The sequence below is a fragment of the Microcoleus sp. Pol12B5 genome, assembly GCF_036701335.1.
In the GTDB taxonomy this organism is placed as follows: domain Bacteria; phylum Cyanobacteriota; class Cyanobacteriia; order Cyanobacteriales; family Microcoleaceae; genus Microcoleus.
In genome coordinates this window covers 1-16,650 of sequence record NZ_JAUBQQ010000097.1, presented here as the reverse complement: position 1 = coordinate 16,650, position 16,650 = coordinate 1, and the positions used below count along the sequence as shown (strand labels likewise).

At 44.8% G+C, this 16,650-nt stretch carries 14 protein-coding genes; 7 read left to right on the top strand and 7 right to left on the bottom strand.

Features of this window, described 5'->3' with window-relative positions:
• Positions 1 to 217: 217 nt before the first annotated feature.
• Both QUA24_RS25120 and QUA24_RS25115 read right to left on the bottom strand, forming a co-directional pair.
• A complete protein-coding gene (locus QUA24_RS25120) occupies positions 218 to 745 on the bottom strand; it encodes a hypothetical protein (RefSeq protein WP_333232959.1) in 528 nt (175 codons plus the stop codon).
• An 81-nt stretch (positions 746 to 826) separates the two neighbouring features.
• Positions 827 to 3,541: an HAD-IC family P-type ATPase gene (locus tag QUA24_RS25115; RefSeq protein WP_333232957.1), complete on the bottom strand. Its 2,715-nt coding sequence runs from the start codon at positions 3,539 to 3,541 to the stop codon at positions 827 to 829.
• A gap of 344 nt (positions 3,542 to 3,885) precedes the next feature.
• Here QUA24_RS25115 and QUA24_RS25110 point away from each other — a divergent pair, with 344 nt between their 5' ends.
• Entirely contained in the window at positions 3,886 to 4,290 is a 405-nt protein-coding gene (locus tag QUA24_RS25110; protein ID WP_333232955.1) for a BON domain-containing protein, read from the top strand.
• Between the two features lie 132 nt (positions 4,291 to 4,422).
• Here the strand turns inward: QUA24_RS25110 and QUA24_RS25105 are convergent, their stop codons facing one another.
• A complete protein-coding gene (locus QUA24_RS25105; RefSeq protein WP_333085833.1) occupies positions 4,423 to 4,800 on the bottom strand; it encodes a hypothetical protein in 378 nt (125 codons plus the stop codon).
• Between the two features lie 283 nt (positions 4,801 to 5,083).
• Between QUA24_RS25105 and rppA the strand changes: the two genes are divergently transcribed.
• The 6 genes from rppA to QUA24_RS25075 all read left to right on the top strand — a co-directional run bounded on the left by rppA (position 5,084) and on the right by QUA24_RS25075 (position 12,150).
• Positions 5,084 to 5,761, top strand: coding sequence for a two-component system response regulator RppA (gene rppA / locus QUA24_RS25100; protein WP_333085832.1), 678 nt, complete (start codon positions 5,084 to 5,086; stop codon positions 5,759 to 5,761).
• Between the two features lie 18 nt (positions 5,762 to 5,779).
• Entirely contained in the window at positions 5,780 to 7,060 is a 1,281-nt protein-coding gene (locus QUA24_RS25095) for a HAMP domain-containing sensor histidine kinase (protein WP_333232953.1), read from the top strand.
• Positions 7,061 to 7,145: 85 nt separating this feature from the next.
• Positions 7,146 to 7,697 carry a DUF3124 domain-containing protein gene (locus tag QUA24_RS25090; protein ID WP_333215056.1) on the top strand — a complete coding sequence of 184 codons (552 nt, stop codon included), beginning with the start codon at positions 7,146 to 7,148 and terminating at the stop codon, positions 7,695 to 7,697.
• A gap of 408 nt (positions 7,698 to 8,105) precedes the next feature.
• Complete coding sequence (locus QUA24_RS25085) at positions 8,106 to 9,065, top strand: aldo/keto reductase (RefSeq protein WP_333232951.1); 960 nt, start codon at positions 8,106 to 8,108, stop codon at positions 9,063 to 9,065.
• 218 nt (positions 9,066 to 9,283) lie between these two features.
• Positions 9,284 to 11,155: a serine/threonine-protein kinase gene (locus tag QUA24_RS25080; protein ID WP_333232950.1), complete on the top strand. Its 1,872-nt coding sequence runs from the start codon at positions 9,284 to 9,286 to the stop codon at positions 11,153 to 11,155.
• 122 nt (positions 11,156 to 11,277) lie between these two features.
• Positions 11,278 to 12,150 (top strand): IS630 family transposase, encoded by an 873-nt coding sequence (locus QUA24_RS25075; RefSeq protein ID WP_333232948.1) that lies wholly within the window; start codon positions 11,278 to 11,280, stop codon positions 12,148 to 12,150.
• A 299-nt stretch (positions 12,151 to 12,449) separates the two neighbouring features.
• Here the strand turns inward: QUA24_RS25075 and QUA24_RS25070 are convergent, their stop codons facing one another.
• The 4 genes from QUA24_RS25070 to QUA24_RS25055 all read right to left on the bottom strand — a co-directional run bounded on the left by QUA24_RS25070 (position 12,450) and on the right by QUA24_RS25055 (position 16,402).
• Positions 12,450 to 12,668, bottom strand: a complete 219-nt coding sequence (locus QUA24_RS25070) for a hypothetical protein (RefSeq protein ID WP_333232947.1) — start codon at positions 12,666 to 12,668, stop codon at positions 12,450 to 12,452.
• Between the two features lie 174 nt (positions 12,669 to 12,842).
• On the bottom strand, positions 12,843 to 13,778 hold the full coding sequence (locus QUA24_RS25065; protein WP_333232945.1) for a branched-chain amino acid ABC transporter permease: 936 nt from the start codon (positions 13,776 to 13,778) through the stop codon (positions 12,843 to 12,845).
• A 144-nt stretch (positions 13,779 to 13,922) separates the two neighbouring features.
• The gene (locus QUA24_RS25060; RefSeq protein ID WP_333232961.1) at positions 13,923 to 14,873 is read right to left on the bottom strand and encodes a branched-chain amino acid ABC transporter permease; all 951 of its coding nucleotides are present in this window, start codon (positions 14,871 to 14,873) and stop codon (positions 13,923 to 13,925) included.
• 272 nt (positions 14,874 to 15,145) lie between these two features.
• A complete protein-coding gene (locus tag QUA24_RS25055) occupies positions 15,146 to 16,402 on the bottom strand; it encodes an ABC transporter substrate-binding protein (protein WP_333232943.1) in 1,257 nt (418 codons plus the stop codon).
• Between the last annotated feature and the right edge of the window lie 248 nt (positions 16,403 to 16,650).

Here is a 16,650-nt window from a genome sequence, read left to right as displayed (position 1 = left end):
TTCTAATTAACTCATAATTTTGCCTGGAATATCATTCTACTATGTATTTGTGTAATTAATTCTGTCTAACTACTTACTGGAAGTTGTCTATCCGTATGTCAGGAATAGGAGAGCGATCGCCCAAAATCATCGACCTTCCAATTTTTGAGTGGGTGTTGGACGTTCTGATTCGCGGGACTAAATTCCTCGAAGGTAATCGTCCTTTCTGACCTTGAACTTAGGTAGCATCACAGACACGCCACGTCAGAATCTCCCAACGTTTAAGGACTGGTTCAGCAATCACGATCTCATTTTCTCTTGCCTCTATGACGAGCAAATAATCCCCCCGGTTAAATCTGTCATTGTACATTCTTGCTTGTTCTTCTGGCACCAACCATCCTTGAAGTGCGCCATATAAACCGCCAGCAGTTGCAGCAATCCCACTTCCAAAGAAAGTTGCTAAAATGCTTTCCACGGCTAATGCCTGACCAATACCGGGAATTAGCAGGCTGCTGAGTCCAACAATTAAGGCTAGTGAACCTAGTCGTATGCTGCCTAAGATCGCGCCTAGTTGTGCACCTGCTGCTCTTGTCATTAAAATTTGCTTCACGCCCAGAGAGTCCAAATCATTATTGTCAGAAGGTTTAGCAATCACTGAAATCTTGTGCATGGGGAAGCCCCGGCTTTTTAGCTCAACTAGCGCCTGCTCTGCGTTTCGATGATTAGTAAATAGACCGCTAGCACGTTTGAGGTTTTGGTAATTCATGAGAAATATTTAATATTCAACGCTACAAATTTGGTAAATAGTGTGTAAAGTTGCTGGCAATAGCCGTATCACAAAAACCACTTAGTTCAGAGGTGCAAAACGCTTTAGCAAAGCTGACAAAGGAATCATTGGCAGTCCGAATCCGATACAAATTAAGCCTTGGATTAGATCCAAAGCTTCTGTGTCGAATAACTGATTCATAATGCCCCATTGGCTAAACAGGAATTGGAGAATGAAAATAGCCGCAATGCCGATCGCTACCGCGTACCCAAGTGATTCATCTTTACCGCGTAGTTTGGCGACGATAGCCGGAACGAAGCGACTGATGCTTAATAGGTAAAAAGCTTCTGCCGCCACCAATGCTTGAATTGCCATCGTTCGGGCTAGAGCTTCATTGCCTGTGGTTTGGACGATCCATTCAAACATCCCAAAGATCGCAATCCAGTTAAATACTGAAACTGTCAGAATGCGAGCCGTCAGCCTGCGAGACAGCAGCGGTTCATTGGCCGGTCGAGGTGGATGTTGCATGACATCGGGAGAGGCCGGCTCAAATGCCAACGGTAAACTCAACGCAACTGAACTGACCATATTCAGCCAGAGAATTTGTACTGGCAAAATGGGTAGCGGGGTTGCCAGAAGTACGGCAATCAAGATGGTCATGGACTCTCCACCATTCACGGGCAGGATGAAGGCGATCGCCCGCAGCAGATTCTTATAAACCGTGCGTCCTTCCTCAACTGCTTTCTCGATCGAAGCAAAGTTGTCGTTTGTCAACAGCATATCCGCTGCTTCTTTTGTAACTTCGGTGCCTGTAATACCCATCGCTATCCCAATGTCAGCTTGCTTCAGGGCGGGAGCATCGTTAACTCCATCTCCAGTCATCGCCACAATCTCGCCCTTAGACTGAAGTGCTTCGACAATGCGGAGCTTTTGCTCTGGTGCGACACGAGCAAATACACAGCTTTGTTCAACAGCATTGGCGAATTGCTGCTGGTTCATTTGAGCGAGTTCTTGACCGGTAAAAACGGGAGCCTCTTGGGTTTGATTTAGTCCCATTTGGTGCGCGATCGCTGCTGCTGTTTTGGCATGATCGCCCGTAATCATCTTGACCTGAATTCCCGCAGATCGACAGGCTTGAATCGCTTGAATCGCTTCGGGGCGAGGCGGGTCGATCATGCCTTGCAGGCCCAGAAAAGTTAACCCTTGCTCAATATCAGAATGCTCAATTGAAGATTGAGAAGCGGGTACAACTTTCTTAGCAAGTGCCAGAACTCGTAACCCTTTTTTCGCCATTCTGTCCACGGTTTGCTCGATCGGCGCGGGGTTGAGGGATCTCGCCTCTCCCTCTTCATTGAGCATCTGGTGACACCGCTTCAGAATTGCCTCAATTGCACCCTTGACATAAATCAACCGTTCTGGACGATCGTCATGTAAGGTTGCCATGTATTGAAACTGAGATTCAAACGGCAGTGTATCGAGCCGGCAAAGCGATTCTTCCAGTTTCTCAGTAATTAACCCCGCTTTTTGGGCTACCGCAACCAGCGCCCCTTCCGTTGGACTACCGACTACAGTCCAGTTTCCATCCTGCACTTCTAGATGCGAATCGTTGCACAACAGTCCTGCTTGCAGGCATTCATATAAGGCAGGTGCGATCGTCAAGTCAACGGAATGTCCATTTACAGAAATTTCCCCGTCTGGTGCATATCCTCCACCGCTAACCCGATATCGCTTTCCACCGGCATCAATCTCTTGAACTGTCATTTGATTCTCAGTCAAGGTTCCGGTTTTGTCAGAACAAATCACGGTGGTGCTCCCCAGCGTCTCAATTGCCGGAAGTTTGCGAATAATGGCGTGCTGCTTTGCCATCCGCGAAACCCCGATCGCCAGTGTCACCGTTAAAATCGCGGGTAAGCCTTCAGGAATTGCGCTGACTGCAAGTGCCACAGATGCCTTGAACACCTCAACCCAAGAAAATCTCTGGGCAATGCCTGCTGCAAAGGTGAAGGCAGCCAAAGCTAAAATGACATAGAGCAAGGTTTTGCTAAATTTGTCAATTTTGCGACTCAGTGGCGTTTCCAGTGTGCTACTTTGCTGCATGAGTTGGGAGATGTGTCCGGTCTCGGTCATGTCACCAATGCTGACGACCAGTCCGCGTCCCTGTCCGAACGTTACCAGGCTGCCGGTATACGCCATGTTCGTGCGATCGGCCAGTGCAGCGTCTGCCTCTAGCGCCTGGGATTGCTTCTGAACCGGGACAGATTCTCCCGTTAACGCTGATTCATCAACCTGTAAGTCACGGACTTCGATCAGTCGCAGATCCGCAGACACTTTATCCCCAGAAGACAGCAAGACGAGATCGCCAGGAACCAGTTCACTGGATGAAACCACTTGCTTTTGACCGTGGCGGAGAATGGTTGCCTCAGTTGCAACAGATTTTGCTAAAGCGGCGATCGCATTCTCTGCCTTTGACTCTTGAACGAAACCAATGGTGGCATTCGTCAGAGCAACCCCAAAAATTACCCCTGAATCAATCCACTCTTTCAGAAATGCTGTTACTATCCCAGCAGCTAACAAAATGTAGATTAGCGGCTGATTCAGTTGCTGAAAAAATCGCAACCAGGCACTTTGCTGCTTCTGAGCCGTTAGTTGATTGGGGCCGAGGATCTCGCGCCGTTCGGCTGACACCTCAGAAGATAGACCTATTTCCAGATCAGTCTCTAAAATCCGAGCCACTTTCTCGACAGAGAGGTGATGCCAAGAGTGTTCTACTAATTTTTCTACATTGGTTGCAGTCATAACGTTTCTGGTCAAGCCAACTGCTTATTTATTATTTCGTCTTATTTCTAGCGTCATTGATGAAAGTGAGGGAAAAGTGAGCGACTAATTTCTGTTACTCACATTTGGATCACATTTGCTCCCTATACTTAGGCAGAGAACCGATTAAGATAACTTATAGATTTGCCAACCTTAGTTCACTGGATTTGATTTATTGTTGCCTTTTATTAATAGGCTTCTCAAAAACATTACTTTTGATAGATGAACTCTTTTACATTCACTGGTTAAGTTGAAATGCTCAAAGACTTCATCCTGAGTTTTATCGGCAAAATTGCGTTTCACAACAAACAAAACAAACAAAGAATATGCAATTATTAAAGCTATTGGTGCAAGGAATCAGCGTCAGCACTGTTGCAATTTTGGGTTTAGGTGCTTGCACCTCCCCTAATACTTCGCAGACAACTGTTCCATCTACTTCTGCTCCCACAACTGCCACTGGAAATACGACTGTTCCAACCACTCCAGCGCCTGCAACCACGACCGCACAGACGCCTCAGAATCAAGACATTGACGATATTGCCGATCGCGTAGAAGAGGCTTTAGACTCCGATAGTACCCTCAAGCAATTCGATTTGGACGCAGACGATCGGGATAATTCGATTGTGTTAACAGGGCGCGTTCAAACGGCAGAACAAAAAGCATTGGCAGAACAAATTGCTCGGCAAACTGCAGCGAATGTTTCCATCAATAACGAAATCGTTACTCAGTAGTTTTTAATCCTCAAGCAGCAAGAGTATTGGACGCTTCTTGCTGCTTGAGGAATTGCTCGATCGCAGCGAGGAAACTTATAAATTTAACAACCTTATTTGGCTGGATGCGATCGCAATATTGAAACAATAAACTTATTCAACGATTTCGTAACGGACTAACTGGCGAACATTTTGACGCGATAACTGTAGTTCTTGCGCGATCGCTGCCTCTATCTGGGTTGCGTCAGTCATTGGCAATTCTAATTCCAATCGCTTCAAAATGGGTTCTGCTGTTTCTACCGCAACCTGGGTGGTTCCTTGTTTTCGGTTAATCACCGCGTTGATCAGCAATATATTGACAGACACCGTTGCTTTAAGCTGGGTATCTGCCTGAAGTTTATTCTTTACTATCTGGGGTTGTTGTAATTCTTGAGCCATTAGGAAACTGGAACCAACCCAAAACGCGATCGCCACAAACGGCAATGGCAACCAAAACTCTGCGCCTGAGACTTGCAGCCAACGTCTAATCATCCGTTATTCTTTCCCATTCATTCTGAGGCTCTTACTATCTATAGCAATCCTAAATCATTTGCATAATTATTGTAGGGGCAATCCTCCCGTGGTTGCCCGATAGATAGGGGGTAGTCACTCTTAGCACTACCCCTACAAATTTATCTGAATCATTTAGGATTGCTATATTGGCACTTTAATACAACTGGATATCTCCTAAAATCTAGCTTAAAGAAGATACGCGAATCGCCTCAAACTCTAATAATTCTTAAAACTGCAAGCTGCGAAGGAGGCGAGCCGAGATATGAGAGTTTTGCTGGTGGAGGACGATCCAAAGCAACTGATGCCACTTCAAACAGTGCTGTCTCAAGCAGGACATAGCGTGGATGGGGTAAAAGATGGACAGACGGCACAGTGGCTGTTATCAGAAAAAGAATATGATTTGTTGATTTTGGACTGGATGTTGCCACATATCAGTGGGGTAAATCTCTGTCGTCAATATCGAGCAGCAGGGAAAACAGCGCCGATTTTGATGATCACGGCAAGAGATACCACGCCAGAAAAAGTGACAGGCTTAGACGCAGGTGCAGATGATTACCTGGTGAAACCGATCGATTTGGTTGAATTTATGGCACGAGTGCGGGCATTAAGACGACGATCGCCCCTTTGGCAAGGAGATACGCTCAGCCTTGAGGATCTACAACTCCACCTCGATACTCTGACTGTTGAGCGACAAGGTGCAACTGTTTCCCTCTCCAGTCGCGAGTTTCAGTTGTTGGAGTATTTTATGCGTCATCCTCGACAGGTTTTGACTCGGAATCAGATTGAACAAGCTGTGTGGGAGTGGGGGACTGAACCAGAGAGCAATGCAATTACGGTTCTAATTCGCAAACTCCGCCAACGCTTGCAGGCTGTAGGATCGGCAGACTGGATTGAGAGCATTTACGGTATGGGTTATCGCCTCACTTCCCCTGAAAAGTAACGATCGTGAAGGCAAGTCATGTTTAATCAAAGTCGTCGCAATCTGGCTCGTTGGTTCACCCTCTCCATGGGAAGCATTCTCGTGCTGTTTGCAGGGGTGATTTACCAGATTGAGGTAAAAGATAAACTAGAAGCCCTTGACCGACTGCTCTATGACAAGACTAGAGTCATGGCTGCCAGCGTACATTATGAAGTTCGCAAAAACCAGAGCCAGGTCGATCTGAGTCATGTCTCCCTGTTAGGCAGTGGGTCTCATCCGCTTGCAGAAGATCTGATTTATGTACGCTGGTATAACGCACAAAGGCGGTTAGTTCGTTTTTTTGGGACTCCTTCATCAGAGCAGTTAAATACGCCCTTTGGTTATCTCACAGTTCGATCGACCGATCCACTTTTGGGAACAGGAATCTGGCTGCGTCAGGTGACATTACCCGTTGAAGGTAGAACTGGGGTACTCGGTTATCTTCAGGTTGCAACTCCCCTGACAGAAACTCAAAACAGGCTTACTCAGCTTCAGATTGTGCTCACTTTCGCTGTCCCGCTGACACTGGGCTTAATTGCCCTCACAGGTTGGTTTCTCAGTGGGCTGGCCATGCAACCGATTCGGCAAGCCTATCAACAGCTTCAACGCTTTACAGCCGATGCCTCTCACGAGTTGCGATCGCCCCTGTCTGCCATCCTCACCAATGCCCAGCTTGGGTTAATGATTGCGACTGATGACTCGCGCTACCACCCCCCCTTGGAAAACATTGTAGACAGTGCGAAATCAATGGGACTGCTAGTGAATAATTTGCTGCTGTTAGCTCGGCATCAGGGGCGACTAGCGCCGGAATCGCTCCGGTTAATCAATCTCAACGAGTTCCTCAGCAATTTAGCAACCCAGTTTCTCGCACTTGCAGAAGTCCAAAATATCAAACTAACCTGCGAATCACCGGAACAACGGATTGAATTATTGGCTGATCCTGATTTGCTACGGCAAGTAGTCGAAAACTTGCTTTACAATGCCTGTAAATATACTCCCGTTGGCGGAACTATACAGATACGCCTAGTTCTTCATTCCAATTTGGCAGTCATTCAGATAATCGATACGGGAATCGGTATTCCAGAAGCGGACTTACCCTATATTTTCGATCGCTTCTATCGAGTAGACACTGATCGCTCGCAGGAGAGTGGAGGCTTTGGGCTGGGGTTAGCGATCGTCGAACAAATTGTCAAGGCACACAGCGGACAAATACAGGTGACAAGTGCAGTGGGCAAAGGCTCAACTTTCCAGGTTGAACTGCCACTCAAACCTTATCACTAAGCCGCCTCAAACGAGAGAGAAGGTGCACTCTGCTTTCTGCTTTATACGTAACTGCAATGTATGTGGTGTATTTGGATGAATGCCGATGAAGTTGAAACATGATTTCTGGGTTGGTTGGGCGCTAGGGGCGATCGTCCTGAGTTCTTGTTCAGACCAAACTACCTCACCAAGACAACAACCTGATACAAAACGTGAAACCTCACTGAGAGCAGTCCCGTTAGATCAAACAAAAGTTGTGATGGGACAAACCGTATATGTCCCTATTTACTCACATATTTATCACTACAATAGCCAGGATAATGTTATGAATTTGTCAGCGACGCTCAGTATCCGCAATACGGATCTGACAAATTCAATTATTATCACTTCGGTGCGTTACTACGATAATGATGGGAAATTGATTAGGCAGGACATTAAGAGTCCAGTAGAACTCAAGCCGCTTGCTTCCACAGACTTTTTTATTGCAGCAGATGATACAAGTGGAGGCTCAGGTGCAAACTTTATTGTGGAGTGGGTTGCAGAAAAAACGGTTTATGATCCTGTCATTGAAGCTGTCATGATTAGTACCTCTTCTTCTCAGGGCATTTCATTTATCAGTCCCGCTAAAGTTCTCAAGCAACACAAAATGCAGAAGTGATTTTAGAAGATTAAGTTATTGCTTTACAAGGTAGTTTTAGACTACCATAATGGGAAAACTTCATATTCTAAAAACACTTTGTCTGGCTTCTTCCTTCTTGCTTTTGACTTGTTTCCTACTGGCTCCTGACTCCTAGCTCCAATTTCTAGCTTAGGATTGAGAATTAAATAACTTCCACTCTTGAAAGTGGGACGCCCATCCCACAATAACAATTAAAATTGTAAGTTATTTAATTCGCGATCTTTAGGTGCAAAAGTGAGATTATCCCATTTTTAGTTTTTAACTTTGTACATCACACTTTATTGCAAAATAAATGATAGAATTACTGTGCATGACTACCCAACTTTTTTCTGTTAAGATTAGAGAGCTTGAGGGTGAATACTAAAAATATAAATGAGGACTTAGGGTATGCAAAAGCGACAATTGGGAACATCACAAATTCAGATTACCCCGATAATTATGGGGACTTGGCAAGCTGGGAAGCGGATGTGGGTGGGAATTGAGGATGCTGAAACTGTCAAAGCAATGCGCGCCGCTTTTGAGGCAGGTATTACCACCTTTGATACGGCTGAGGTTTATGGAGAAGGGCATTCGGAACAAATTATCGGTCAAGCACTTTCAGATATGCGATCGCAAGTAGTTTATGCTAGCAAAGTTTTCGCCAACCACCTGAAACCCGATTTGTTAATCGAAGCGTGCGATCGATCGCTAAAAAACCTCAACACCGATTATATCGACCTTTACCAAATCCACTGGCCCGCTGGCAGTTGGAATTCCGAGTTAGTGCCAATTGCAGAAACAATGGACGCCCTGAACAAGTTAAAAGAACAGGGAAAAATTCGCGCGATCGGCGTTTCCAACTTCTCCCGTACCCAAATAGAAGAAGCCGCCCAATACGGACGCATCGACAGCTTGCAACCGCCATATTCTCTGTTTTGGCGCTGGGTAGAAAAAGATGCTATGTCCTATTGTGTGGACAATCATATCTCAATCATTGCCTATTCCTCTCTAGCTCAAGGAATATTGACAGGTAAATTCGGGCCAGAACACAAGTTTGAAGAAGGCGACCACCGCGCTAAAAATAAGCTGTTCATCAAAGAAAATTACGACCGAGTGCAAACAGCATTAAATCAACTCAGGCCAATTGCCGATCGCCACCAGACAAGCTTGGGCAACTTAGCTTTAGCCTGGTTGATTTCCCAGCCACAAACAAATGCAATTGTCGGCGCGCGTGACTGGAAACAAGCAGCCGAAAATGCTAAAGCTGCTGAGGTAAAATTGAGTGAAGAGGAATTAAAAGAGATTGACGTGATCGCGCGAACAGTCACCGATCATTTAGACGATAACCCCGTTATGTGGAACTTCTAAAACAGAACTGACGCAACTGGCATATATAGTAAGGTGCTCCGGAACTCACGCCCAGATCACCATTCTCGCTTAACTGGCTAGAAGCCCCTTCCACAAAGAGTGAATTTCTTGTGGAATGGGCTTCTAGCCAGTTCCTAAAAAGCTAATGAGGTATAATATCTACTGCGCTGTGGAAATATTCAAAAAGTTAAAATCAAAAATCCGCAATCTAAAATCGAATGAGTTACTGCCTAAATCCCAACTGTTCCAAGCCACAAAACCCTCCCGCAGCCAAAATTTGCCGAAATTGCCGTTCAAAACTGCTGTTGCGCGATCGCTACCGGGCTATAAAGGCGATCGGACAAGGCGGTTTTGGTAGAACATTCCTCGCCGTTGACGAAGACAAACCCTCAAAACCCCGCTGCGTCATCAAACAATTTTTACCCCCAGAAACCCCACTCATCCCATCAGCAAGCAATCGCAACAGCAAAAAAGCAGCCGAACTTTTTGAACAAGAAGCAATGCGATTAGACGAATTGGGCAAACACCCTCAAATTCCCGAACTATTAGCCTATTCCATCCAAGACAGCAGACAATATGTAGTCCAAGAATTTATCGACGGGCAAAATTTAGCACAAATTGTAGAAACAGAAGGCAGATTTACAGAAAATCAAATTCAAGACTTACTCAATAGCTTATTACCCGTTCTTCACTTCATCCATTCCCACAACGTTATTCACCGAGACATCAAACCCGGAAACATCATCCGCCGCGCCGACAAACAATTAGTTCTAGTAGACTTTGGCGCCGCCAAAATTGCTACAGGTACAGCATTACTCAAAACAGGAACCAGCATCGGCAGCCCCGAATACATCGCCCCCGAACAAGCTAGAGGCAAAGCATTTTTTACCAGCGATTTGTACAGTTTAGGCGTAACTTGTTTGTACTTGCTAACTCAAGTTTCCCCTTTTGACCTGTTCGATCCGGGTGAAGATGCCTGGATCTGGTGGCAGTATTTGGCCAATAACCCGGTGAGTGAACAACTCGGGAAAATTTTAGACAAAATGATTGAAAATGCTACCAACCGCCGCTATCAAACGGCTGTTGAAGTATTAAAAGAAATTAATCCCCAAGTTGCGATCGATCTAGCCATTCCTCAAACAAATTCCAAGCCAGTCAAACCCGCCCCAACATCTGCCCAGTCCCAACAGCAAACCTATAACTGGCAATGTATTCACACCCTAACAGGCCACAAAAACTTAATTTACTCTGTTGCTTTCAGCCCCAACGGAGAAGTTGTAGCCAGCGGCAGCGATGACAAAACAATCAAGCTGTGGGGAGTTGAAGACGGGCAAGAAATTGTCACCCTCACAGGACACGCTAACTCGGTTTATACAGTAGCTTTCAGCCCTGACGGACTAATGCTAGCCAGCAGCAGCCACGACAAAACTGTCAAGGTTTGGCGGATGAAAGATGGACAAGAAATTCGCACCCTGATCGGTCACATTAACTCAGTTTACAGCGCAGCTTTCAGTCCCGATGGCGAAATTATTGCTAGCAGCAGTTGGGACAAAACAATCAAGATTTGGCGAGTCAAAGACGGGCAAGAAATTCGCACGCTTGCGGGTCACACTAATTTAGTTTATTTTGTTGCTTTTAGCCCGGATGGCGAAACTCTTGCTAGTTGCAGTTGGGACAGAACAATCAAGATTTGGCGCGTTAAAGATGGGAAGCTAATTCGCACACTTACAGGTCATACAGACTCCGTTCGCTGCATAGCTTTTAGTCCCAATGGAGAGTTTTTGGCTAGTGGTAGCCATGACAATACTATTAAGATTTGGTGGGTCAAAGATTGGCAAGAAGTTTTAACTATCACAGGACATTCTTGGTATGTTGATTCGATTGCTTTTAGTCCCGATGGCGAGATTCTGGCTAGCAGCAGCAATCAAACTATCAAGATTTGGCGAGTGAAAGACGGTCAAGAAATTTGTAATATTGCGGGTCACAATAACTCTGTCTATTCTGTTAATTTTAGCCCGGAAGGAGAGTTTTTGGCTAGCTGCAGCAGTGATAAAAGTATTAAGCTTTGGCAGAATACCATGTTTTTTTGATTAACCACGATCGAAATTGTTTGTAGTCGGTGGGCAGGGGCAGGTTTATGATAATTGTGGGTTTTATACCATTTTTTTAAAGACGTGATAGACTTGTGTAAAAAGTAAAGGCGAGAATTACAATGTCTGGTCGTCCTCATATAAAGATTACCGAATCTGCAGAAAATTTACGAGAAATCCTCAAACAGCAAAAAAAAATCTTAGCTTATAACAAAGTTCAAATGCTTTATTTATTTCAGTCAAAACAAGTAGAAACTGTGAGGGAAGTATCCGCAGTTTTAGGTAAAAGTGAGGCAACGATTCATCGCTGCCTCTCCCAATATAGAAAGGGCGGTCTGGAAAATTTGTTAAAAAATAGGCAGGTTTTCGGTCGCCCAAAAAAGTTCTCAGTTGAAATAGCAGTGGCATTGCAACAAGAGTTGAGAGACCCAGAAGGATTTAAGAGTTATAAAGAAGTTCATCTTTGGCTCTGGTTGATTAAAGGAATAGCCAGTAGTTACCCGGCTGTCTATTCTTTAGTAAGAGGGGAATTAAAAAGTAAATTAAAAATTCCAAGACCTCGGAGTATTTCTCAGAAATCTACGGCGATTAAGGAATTCAAAAATAACTTGCATCAACAGATAAAAGCTTTACTAAACAAAGCTTTACCTCAAGTAAACAAATATAAAAAAGTCACCTTTTGGTGTAGTGATGAAACTCGTTTAGGGCTGCATACAATTCGACGACGCAAGCTGACGCTTTCAGGCATAAAGCCTATGGGGAAGCATCAATGGAAATTTGAGTGTTTTTGGCTGTATGGGGCGGTATCGCTCCCTAGCGGAAAAAGTTTTTTTTGGGAGTTTTCGCATTTAGATAAAGTTTGTTTTGAAGCCTATTTACAACTTTTGTCAATCCAATATCCTCATGAATTACACGTCATTCAAGTAGATCGTACATCGCGATCTCTGAAAACAAACATCAAATTCTCGAAAGAAATTCGTTTGTCCAAGGATTAAGGGCACCTGAGAGGATTGTGCCCAGGCAAATGCTAGACGAACTGGTTCCAGATTCCCAATTTGAACGTGCATAAATACACCCCGCGCCTCAACCCTTGCAAGATTTCCAGCCAATGGCAAGCGGATAGTTTGTTCCTCCCAAATTGCACCCAATTGCAGCCCTATGTCATAAGGTAATAGGTTGACCGCAGACCCAGTATCTAGCAGTGAATTCGCGGAGACAGAAAAGCCTGCATGACGAGCGAGTGATGGGAATCGTGGGTAATGCTTCATCGTCAGAAAAGGGAAACTCGATCGTACTAGGCATGAGTAGATGCCTCTCGGTCATCCCGGATCATCTGCATCAGAATGTTTGCAGCTTCCGTTGCGTCGTAGGGCGACCAAACCGGATACTCGGATCCAGAAAAGATAACTTGTAGTTCAGCCTTTGGGATCTGCACAGCTAGGAGTTTGAAGAGTGATAATTTGTCTGATTGGCTCAGACTGTTCACCAAAGGAATTAACTCAGTGAGAGACATAGTTTAAACTCCCAGACATACGAGGATACATTTATCATAAGCGATCTGTGAGACACGGTTTTATAGATAGGCGATAGATAAAAAGTGTGGATGCGATAGTCCCTTACTTTTTTTATAGATAGGCGATCGATAAGGAGTGGGGATGCCACACCTTTCTTTACCAAAAATCTAATTTTAAACAGAAGTACGATCGCCTTTTTTAAATTTCTTCAACAACTCCGGCGTAACCAAACCTTGCGGAAAAAATATCGTCCCCAAAACAATCAGCAACCCAAAAATAATTAACCGCCCATCCCGCAGAAATTGTGCCAACCAAACCGGCAATCCCTGAATACTCGCCATCCCCCTCAAAACCTCCGGTAAAGCAGTAAACACCATCCCACCCAAAACTGCTCCCAAAAAACTTCTGCTACCACCAATCAACACAGAAGTTAAGTAAATAATACTAGCATCAAAAGTACCTTGACGGGCGTTCCAAGTATTCAGGAAATGAGCACTAACTGCACCCACAACCCCAGCTAAAACAGCACCTAACGTGAAAGCCAAAACCTTATAAAAAGTTGGGTTAATGCCGATCGCATTTGCCGCCAACTCATCAGCCCGAATCGCCGCAAAAGCCCGCCCCACCCGAATCCGTTCCAGCCGATAGACAATCGCCATACTGACCAACAGTAAAGGTAGTACAATCCACAAATACTCGATCGGCGTCGCAAACGGTTGCGGAATCCCAAAAATGCCCACAGCCCCGCCAGTGATATCTAAATTCAGCGATAAAACCCGCAAAATTTCCACAAAAGCAATAGTTGCGATCGCCAAATAAATCCCGCTTAACCGCAGCGCCGGAATTCCCACTAAAATACCCAGCAACCCCGAAACAGCCCCTGCAATTATCATCTCCAATAACAACAACGGCAGTGGAAATAAACTACCCGTCGTTTGAAACACTGTTGTAGACAAAATCGCCGCAATATACCCACCCAAAGCATAAAAACCAGGGCTAGCCAGAGATAACTGTCCAGTCATTAGAGGCAAATATAGCGACATTCCCAACATTGCACCTACCAACACCGAGACAATCAAAAACCCATAAGTAGTAAAAAATGCAGCCATAGCTTTATCTTAAATTATAAACATACTTAAATACCTACTTGATCTCAAATCCATTCGCATCCGAATTATTCATTTCTCTCTTCTCTTTCTCGGCCTCCTCTGCGGTTTAATCAGTCTGATGTAACCGGATTTAATATAACTAACTTACACCTTCTGAATTAAACGCCGTCCAAACAAACCCTGCGGTCTCACCAATAGCATAATAAACAATATGGCAAAAGCAACAGCATCCTTATAAGCAGAAAAATCTCCAGGTACAAAAGCCTCCACCAAACCAATGATAAACCCACCCAAAACCGCCCCAGGAATACTCCCTAATCCACCAAGTACAATCACCGCCAAACCCTTCAAACCAAAAGCAATACCAAAATACGGCCCAGCAATACTCACACTAGAACCCACCAAACTCCCCGCCAAGCCAGCCAGAAAACTGCTCACAAAAAACGTCAAAACAATGTATCTATCAGTATCAATACCCAATAAACTAGAAGTAGTGGCATCTTCAGCCACAGCCTGCATTGCTTTGCCAAATTTAGTAAAATTTATTAAGTAAGTTAAGACAGCTACAATCGCAACTGACACCACAAAAATTACTATTTGAACAGTACGAATCGGAATTGGTTTATCCACAGTCCCAAAGTTAATGGCAGCGGGCAAATAGCCGTAAGTGTTAGCAGGAAAAGTGTAAATTTCCGCACCGACAAGATATTGGATAATATTGGCGATCGCAACTGCCACACCCAAACTAGAAACCACCGTCAGCAGAGGATCAGAGAGTCGGCGGCGCAAAGGCAAAAAAGCAATTCGTTCAACAATTACTCCTACCAAACCAGCCATGACACTTCCCAAAATTAACGCCACAGCAAAAGGCAACTGCAGGGGAATTCGAGCATTAGCCCACAACCCATTAAAACCGAAAGTACCTCCCATCAGCGCATAGGTGAAATAAGCACCCAAAGTAAATACTGCACCGTGAGCAAAATTAATAATTCCGAGAATAGAAAACACCAGCGTGTATCCCAAGGCAAAAATAGCATACACGCTGCCGATCGACAAACCATTCAAAAATTGTTGCAAAAACAGAGTTAAGTCCATCACCAGTTAGAGATTCGGCATCAACATTAAATTATTCAAAAACAAACAGCATACAATTTTTGACCTTTCCGAATACAGGTATGAATTCAAGATTTCGTAATTGCTAGAAGCCAAGTAGGGTGAGTTTTGTAACATCAAGCGAAAAGTTGATTCATACCGTGAATCAGCAACGCCCAATTTTTACTCTGACTTCTGACTTCCCCCCTTGGGGTGCAGGGGGGGTGACTTCAGACTCACACTCAATAACTCATCTGTGTATCCGTGTCGTGCCTTCATTTCAAAAACTCAAACTTACCATTATTGCCATCCGCCTCCATTTTTATCTTTGCCACATAAAACTCTTTCTGATTAATCTCACCTTCAGGCGTAAAAGAAATTTCCCCCAAAGGCGTATCGTACTGGCCACCCAACAACTGCTGATTCAAATTTGTACGCAACTCTGCCAATGGCTTTTCGCTAACCTTAGACTTAGCATTAATTGCCTTTAATGACTCAACAAAAACTTGTACACCAGTAAAAGCTTGAGCGCTAAACTGAGGCGGTTCTTTCTTAAATTGAGCGCGATAAGCATCACGAAAAGCCTTATTAATCTCATTCTGATATTCCGGGCTGTAGGCTTGGGCTATCAAAACCCCATCGCAAAGAGCCTTGCAAACAGGAAATACATTAGAAGTATTCAGACCGTTGCCCCCAATGATAACGCCTTTGTAGCCCAACTCCCGCAACTGCTTAATTAAATTGCCTCCATCGGCGGCCAACCCAGAAATAATGATTAAATCCGGCTTGACATTTATCCCATTAGAGGCTTGAGATTGGAAATCTGTATCAGTAGTCAAGAATTTTTGGACTGTTGCCAATTCCAGCCCCATATCTTTAACCGTTGTCTGAAAAGTTTCAGTCTCAGATTTGCTAAAAGCATCATTCTGAGCAAAAAACACTGCTACTTTTTTAATATTGGGGTTTTGCTTCAGTGCGGCTTTAACTGCATTTGGTGCTACCACGGCCACAGGCGCGGAGACTCTGGCCACATAATCGCCAATCTGGGGAATGCCTTTAGCGGTGTTGGATGGTCCGAGTACGGGAACTTTTGCTCGATCGGCGATCGGATCGGCACTAAAAGCTTGTTGCGAGAGGGTCGGCCCCACAATACCTACCACCTTATCCTGATTGATCAGAGTATTGAAAGCATTGATCGTCCCTTGTTCATCTCCACCGGTATCTTGGAAGACCAGTTTAATCGGCGTCCCATCCACACCGCCCTTATCGTTGAAATACTTCTCAGCAATTTTCGCGCCAGCCACCTGTTCCTGACCCAGTAAAGCCACATTGCTAGTTTGCGCCACCCCAACCCCAACGCGAATAGCGGTAGAGTTCCCCGCGGCCGAACCCTGTGGCGAAGTTGCCGGAGATGGCGAAGTACCTGGAGATACTGTAGTCGATGTCTGGGGAGTGTTCGTCTGAGTGCAAGCGATCAGCAGTGAAGCGCAGGTAATGAATAAGGCACTAGGGCGAGCGGCAGGTTTTTTCATAAGCGGGCGATCGAAAATCTATATATACATATAACAGCTACACTACACGTAAAGATATTCTACCCATGCGCGGTAGATACTCCCCTGAAAAGTCTAATCTTGCCCAAAAAAAAGACCCCTTCCCGGAAAGAGGAGTCAGCCAGCGGAGGTAGGCTCGGAAATCAGCAGCTCAAACCTTTACTGTGTATAGGTTCAAAAAAACCTCAAAAATATTTTCACAAAACGCTTGACAACACCTTGCGGAATAA

Coding starts and splice junctions, on each gene's coding strand:
- QUA24_RS25120 (WP_333232959.1), bottom strand. CDS start 745: ATGAATTACCAAAACCTCAAACGTGCTAGCGGTCTATTTACTAATCAT.
- QUA24_RS25060 (WP_333232961.1), bottom strand. CDS start 14,873: ATGGACTTAACTCTGTTTTTGCAACAATTTTTGAATGGTTTGTCGATC.
- QUA24_RS25080 (WP_333232950.1), top strand. CDS start 9,284: ATGAGTTACTGCCTAAATCCCAACTGTTCCAAGCCACAAAACCCTCCC.
- QUA24_RS25115 (WP_333232957.1), bottom strand. CDS start 3,541: ATGACTGCAACCAATGTAGAAAAATTAGTAGAACACTCTTGGCATCAC.
- QUA24_RS25095 (WP_333232953.1), top strand. CDS start 5,780: ATGTTTAATCAAAGTCGTCGCAATCTGGCTCGTTGGTTCACCCTCTCC.
- QUA24_RS25070 (WP_333232947.1), bottom strand. CDS start 12,668: ATGTCTCTCACTGAGTTAATTCCTTTGGTGAACAGTCTGAGCCAATCA.
- QUA24_RS25075 (WP_333232948.1), top strand. CDS start 11,278: ATGTCTGGTCGTCCTCATATAAAGATTACCGAATCTGCAGAAAATTTA.
- QUA24_RS25105 (WP_333085833.1), bottom strand. CDS start 4,800: ATGATTAGACGTTGGCTGCAAGTCTCAGGCGCAGAGTTTTGGTTGCCA.
- QUA24_RS25110 (WP_333232955.1), top strand. CDS start 3,886: ATGCAATTATTAAAGCTATTGGTGCAAGGAATCAGCGTCAGCACTGTT.
- QUA24_RS25085 (WP_333232951.1), top strand. CDS start 8,106: ATGCAAAAGCGACAATTGGGAACATCACAAATTCAGATTACCCCGATA.
- QUA24_RS25065 (WP_333232945.1), bottom strand. CDS start 13,778: ATGGCTGCATTTTTTACTACTTATGGGTTTTTGATTGTCTCGGTGTTG.
- QUA24_RS25090 (WP_333215056.1), top strand. CDS start 7,146: ATGAAGTTGAAACATGATTTCTGGGTTGGTTGGGCGCTAGGGGCGATC.
- rppA (WP_333085832.1), top strand. CDS start 5,084: ATGAGAGTTTTGCTGGTGGAGGACGATCCAAAGCAACTGATGCCACTT.
- QUA24_RS25055 (WP_333232943.1), bottom strand. CDS start 16,402: ATGAAAAAACCTGCCGCTCGCCCTAGTGCCTTATTCATTACCTGCGCT.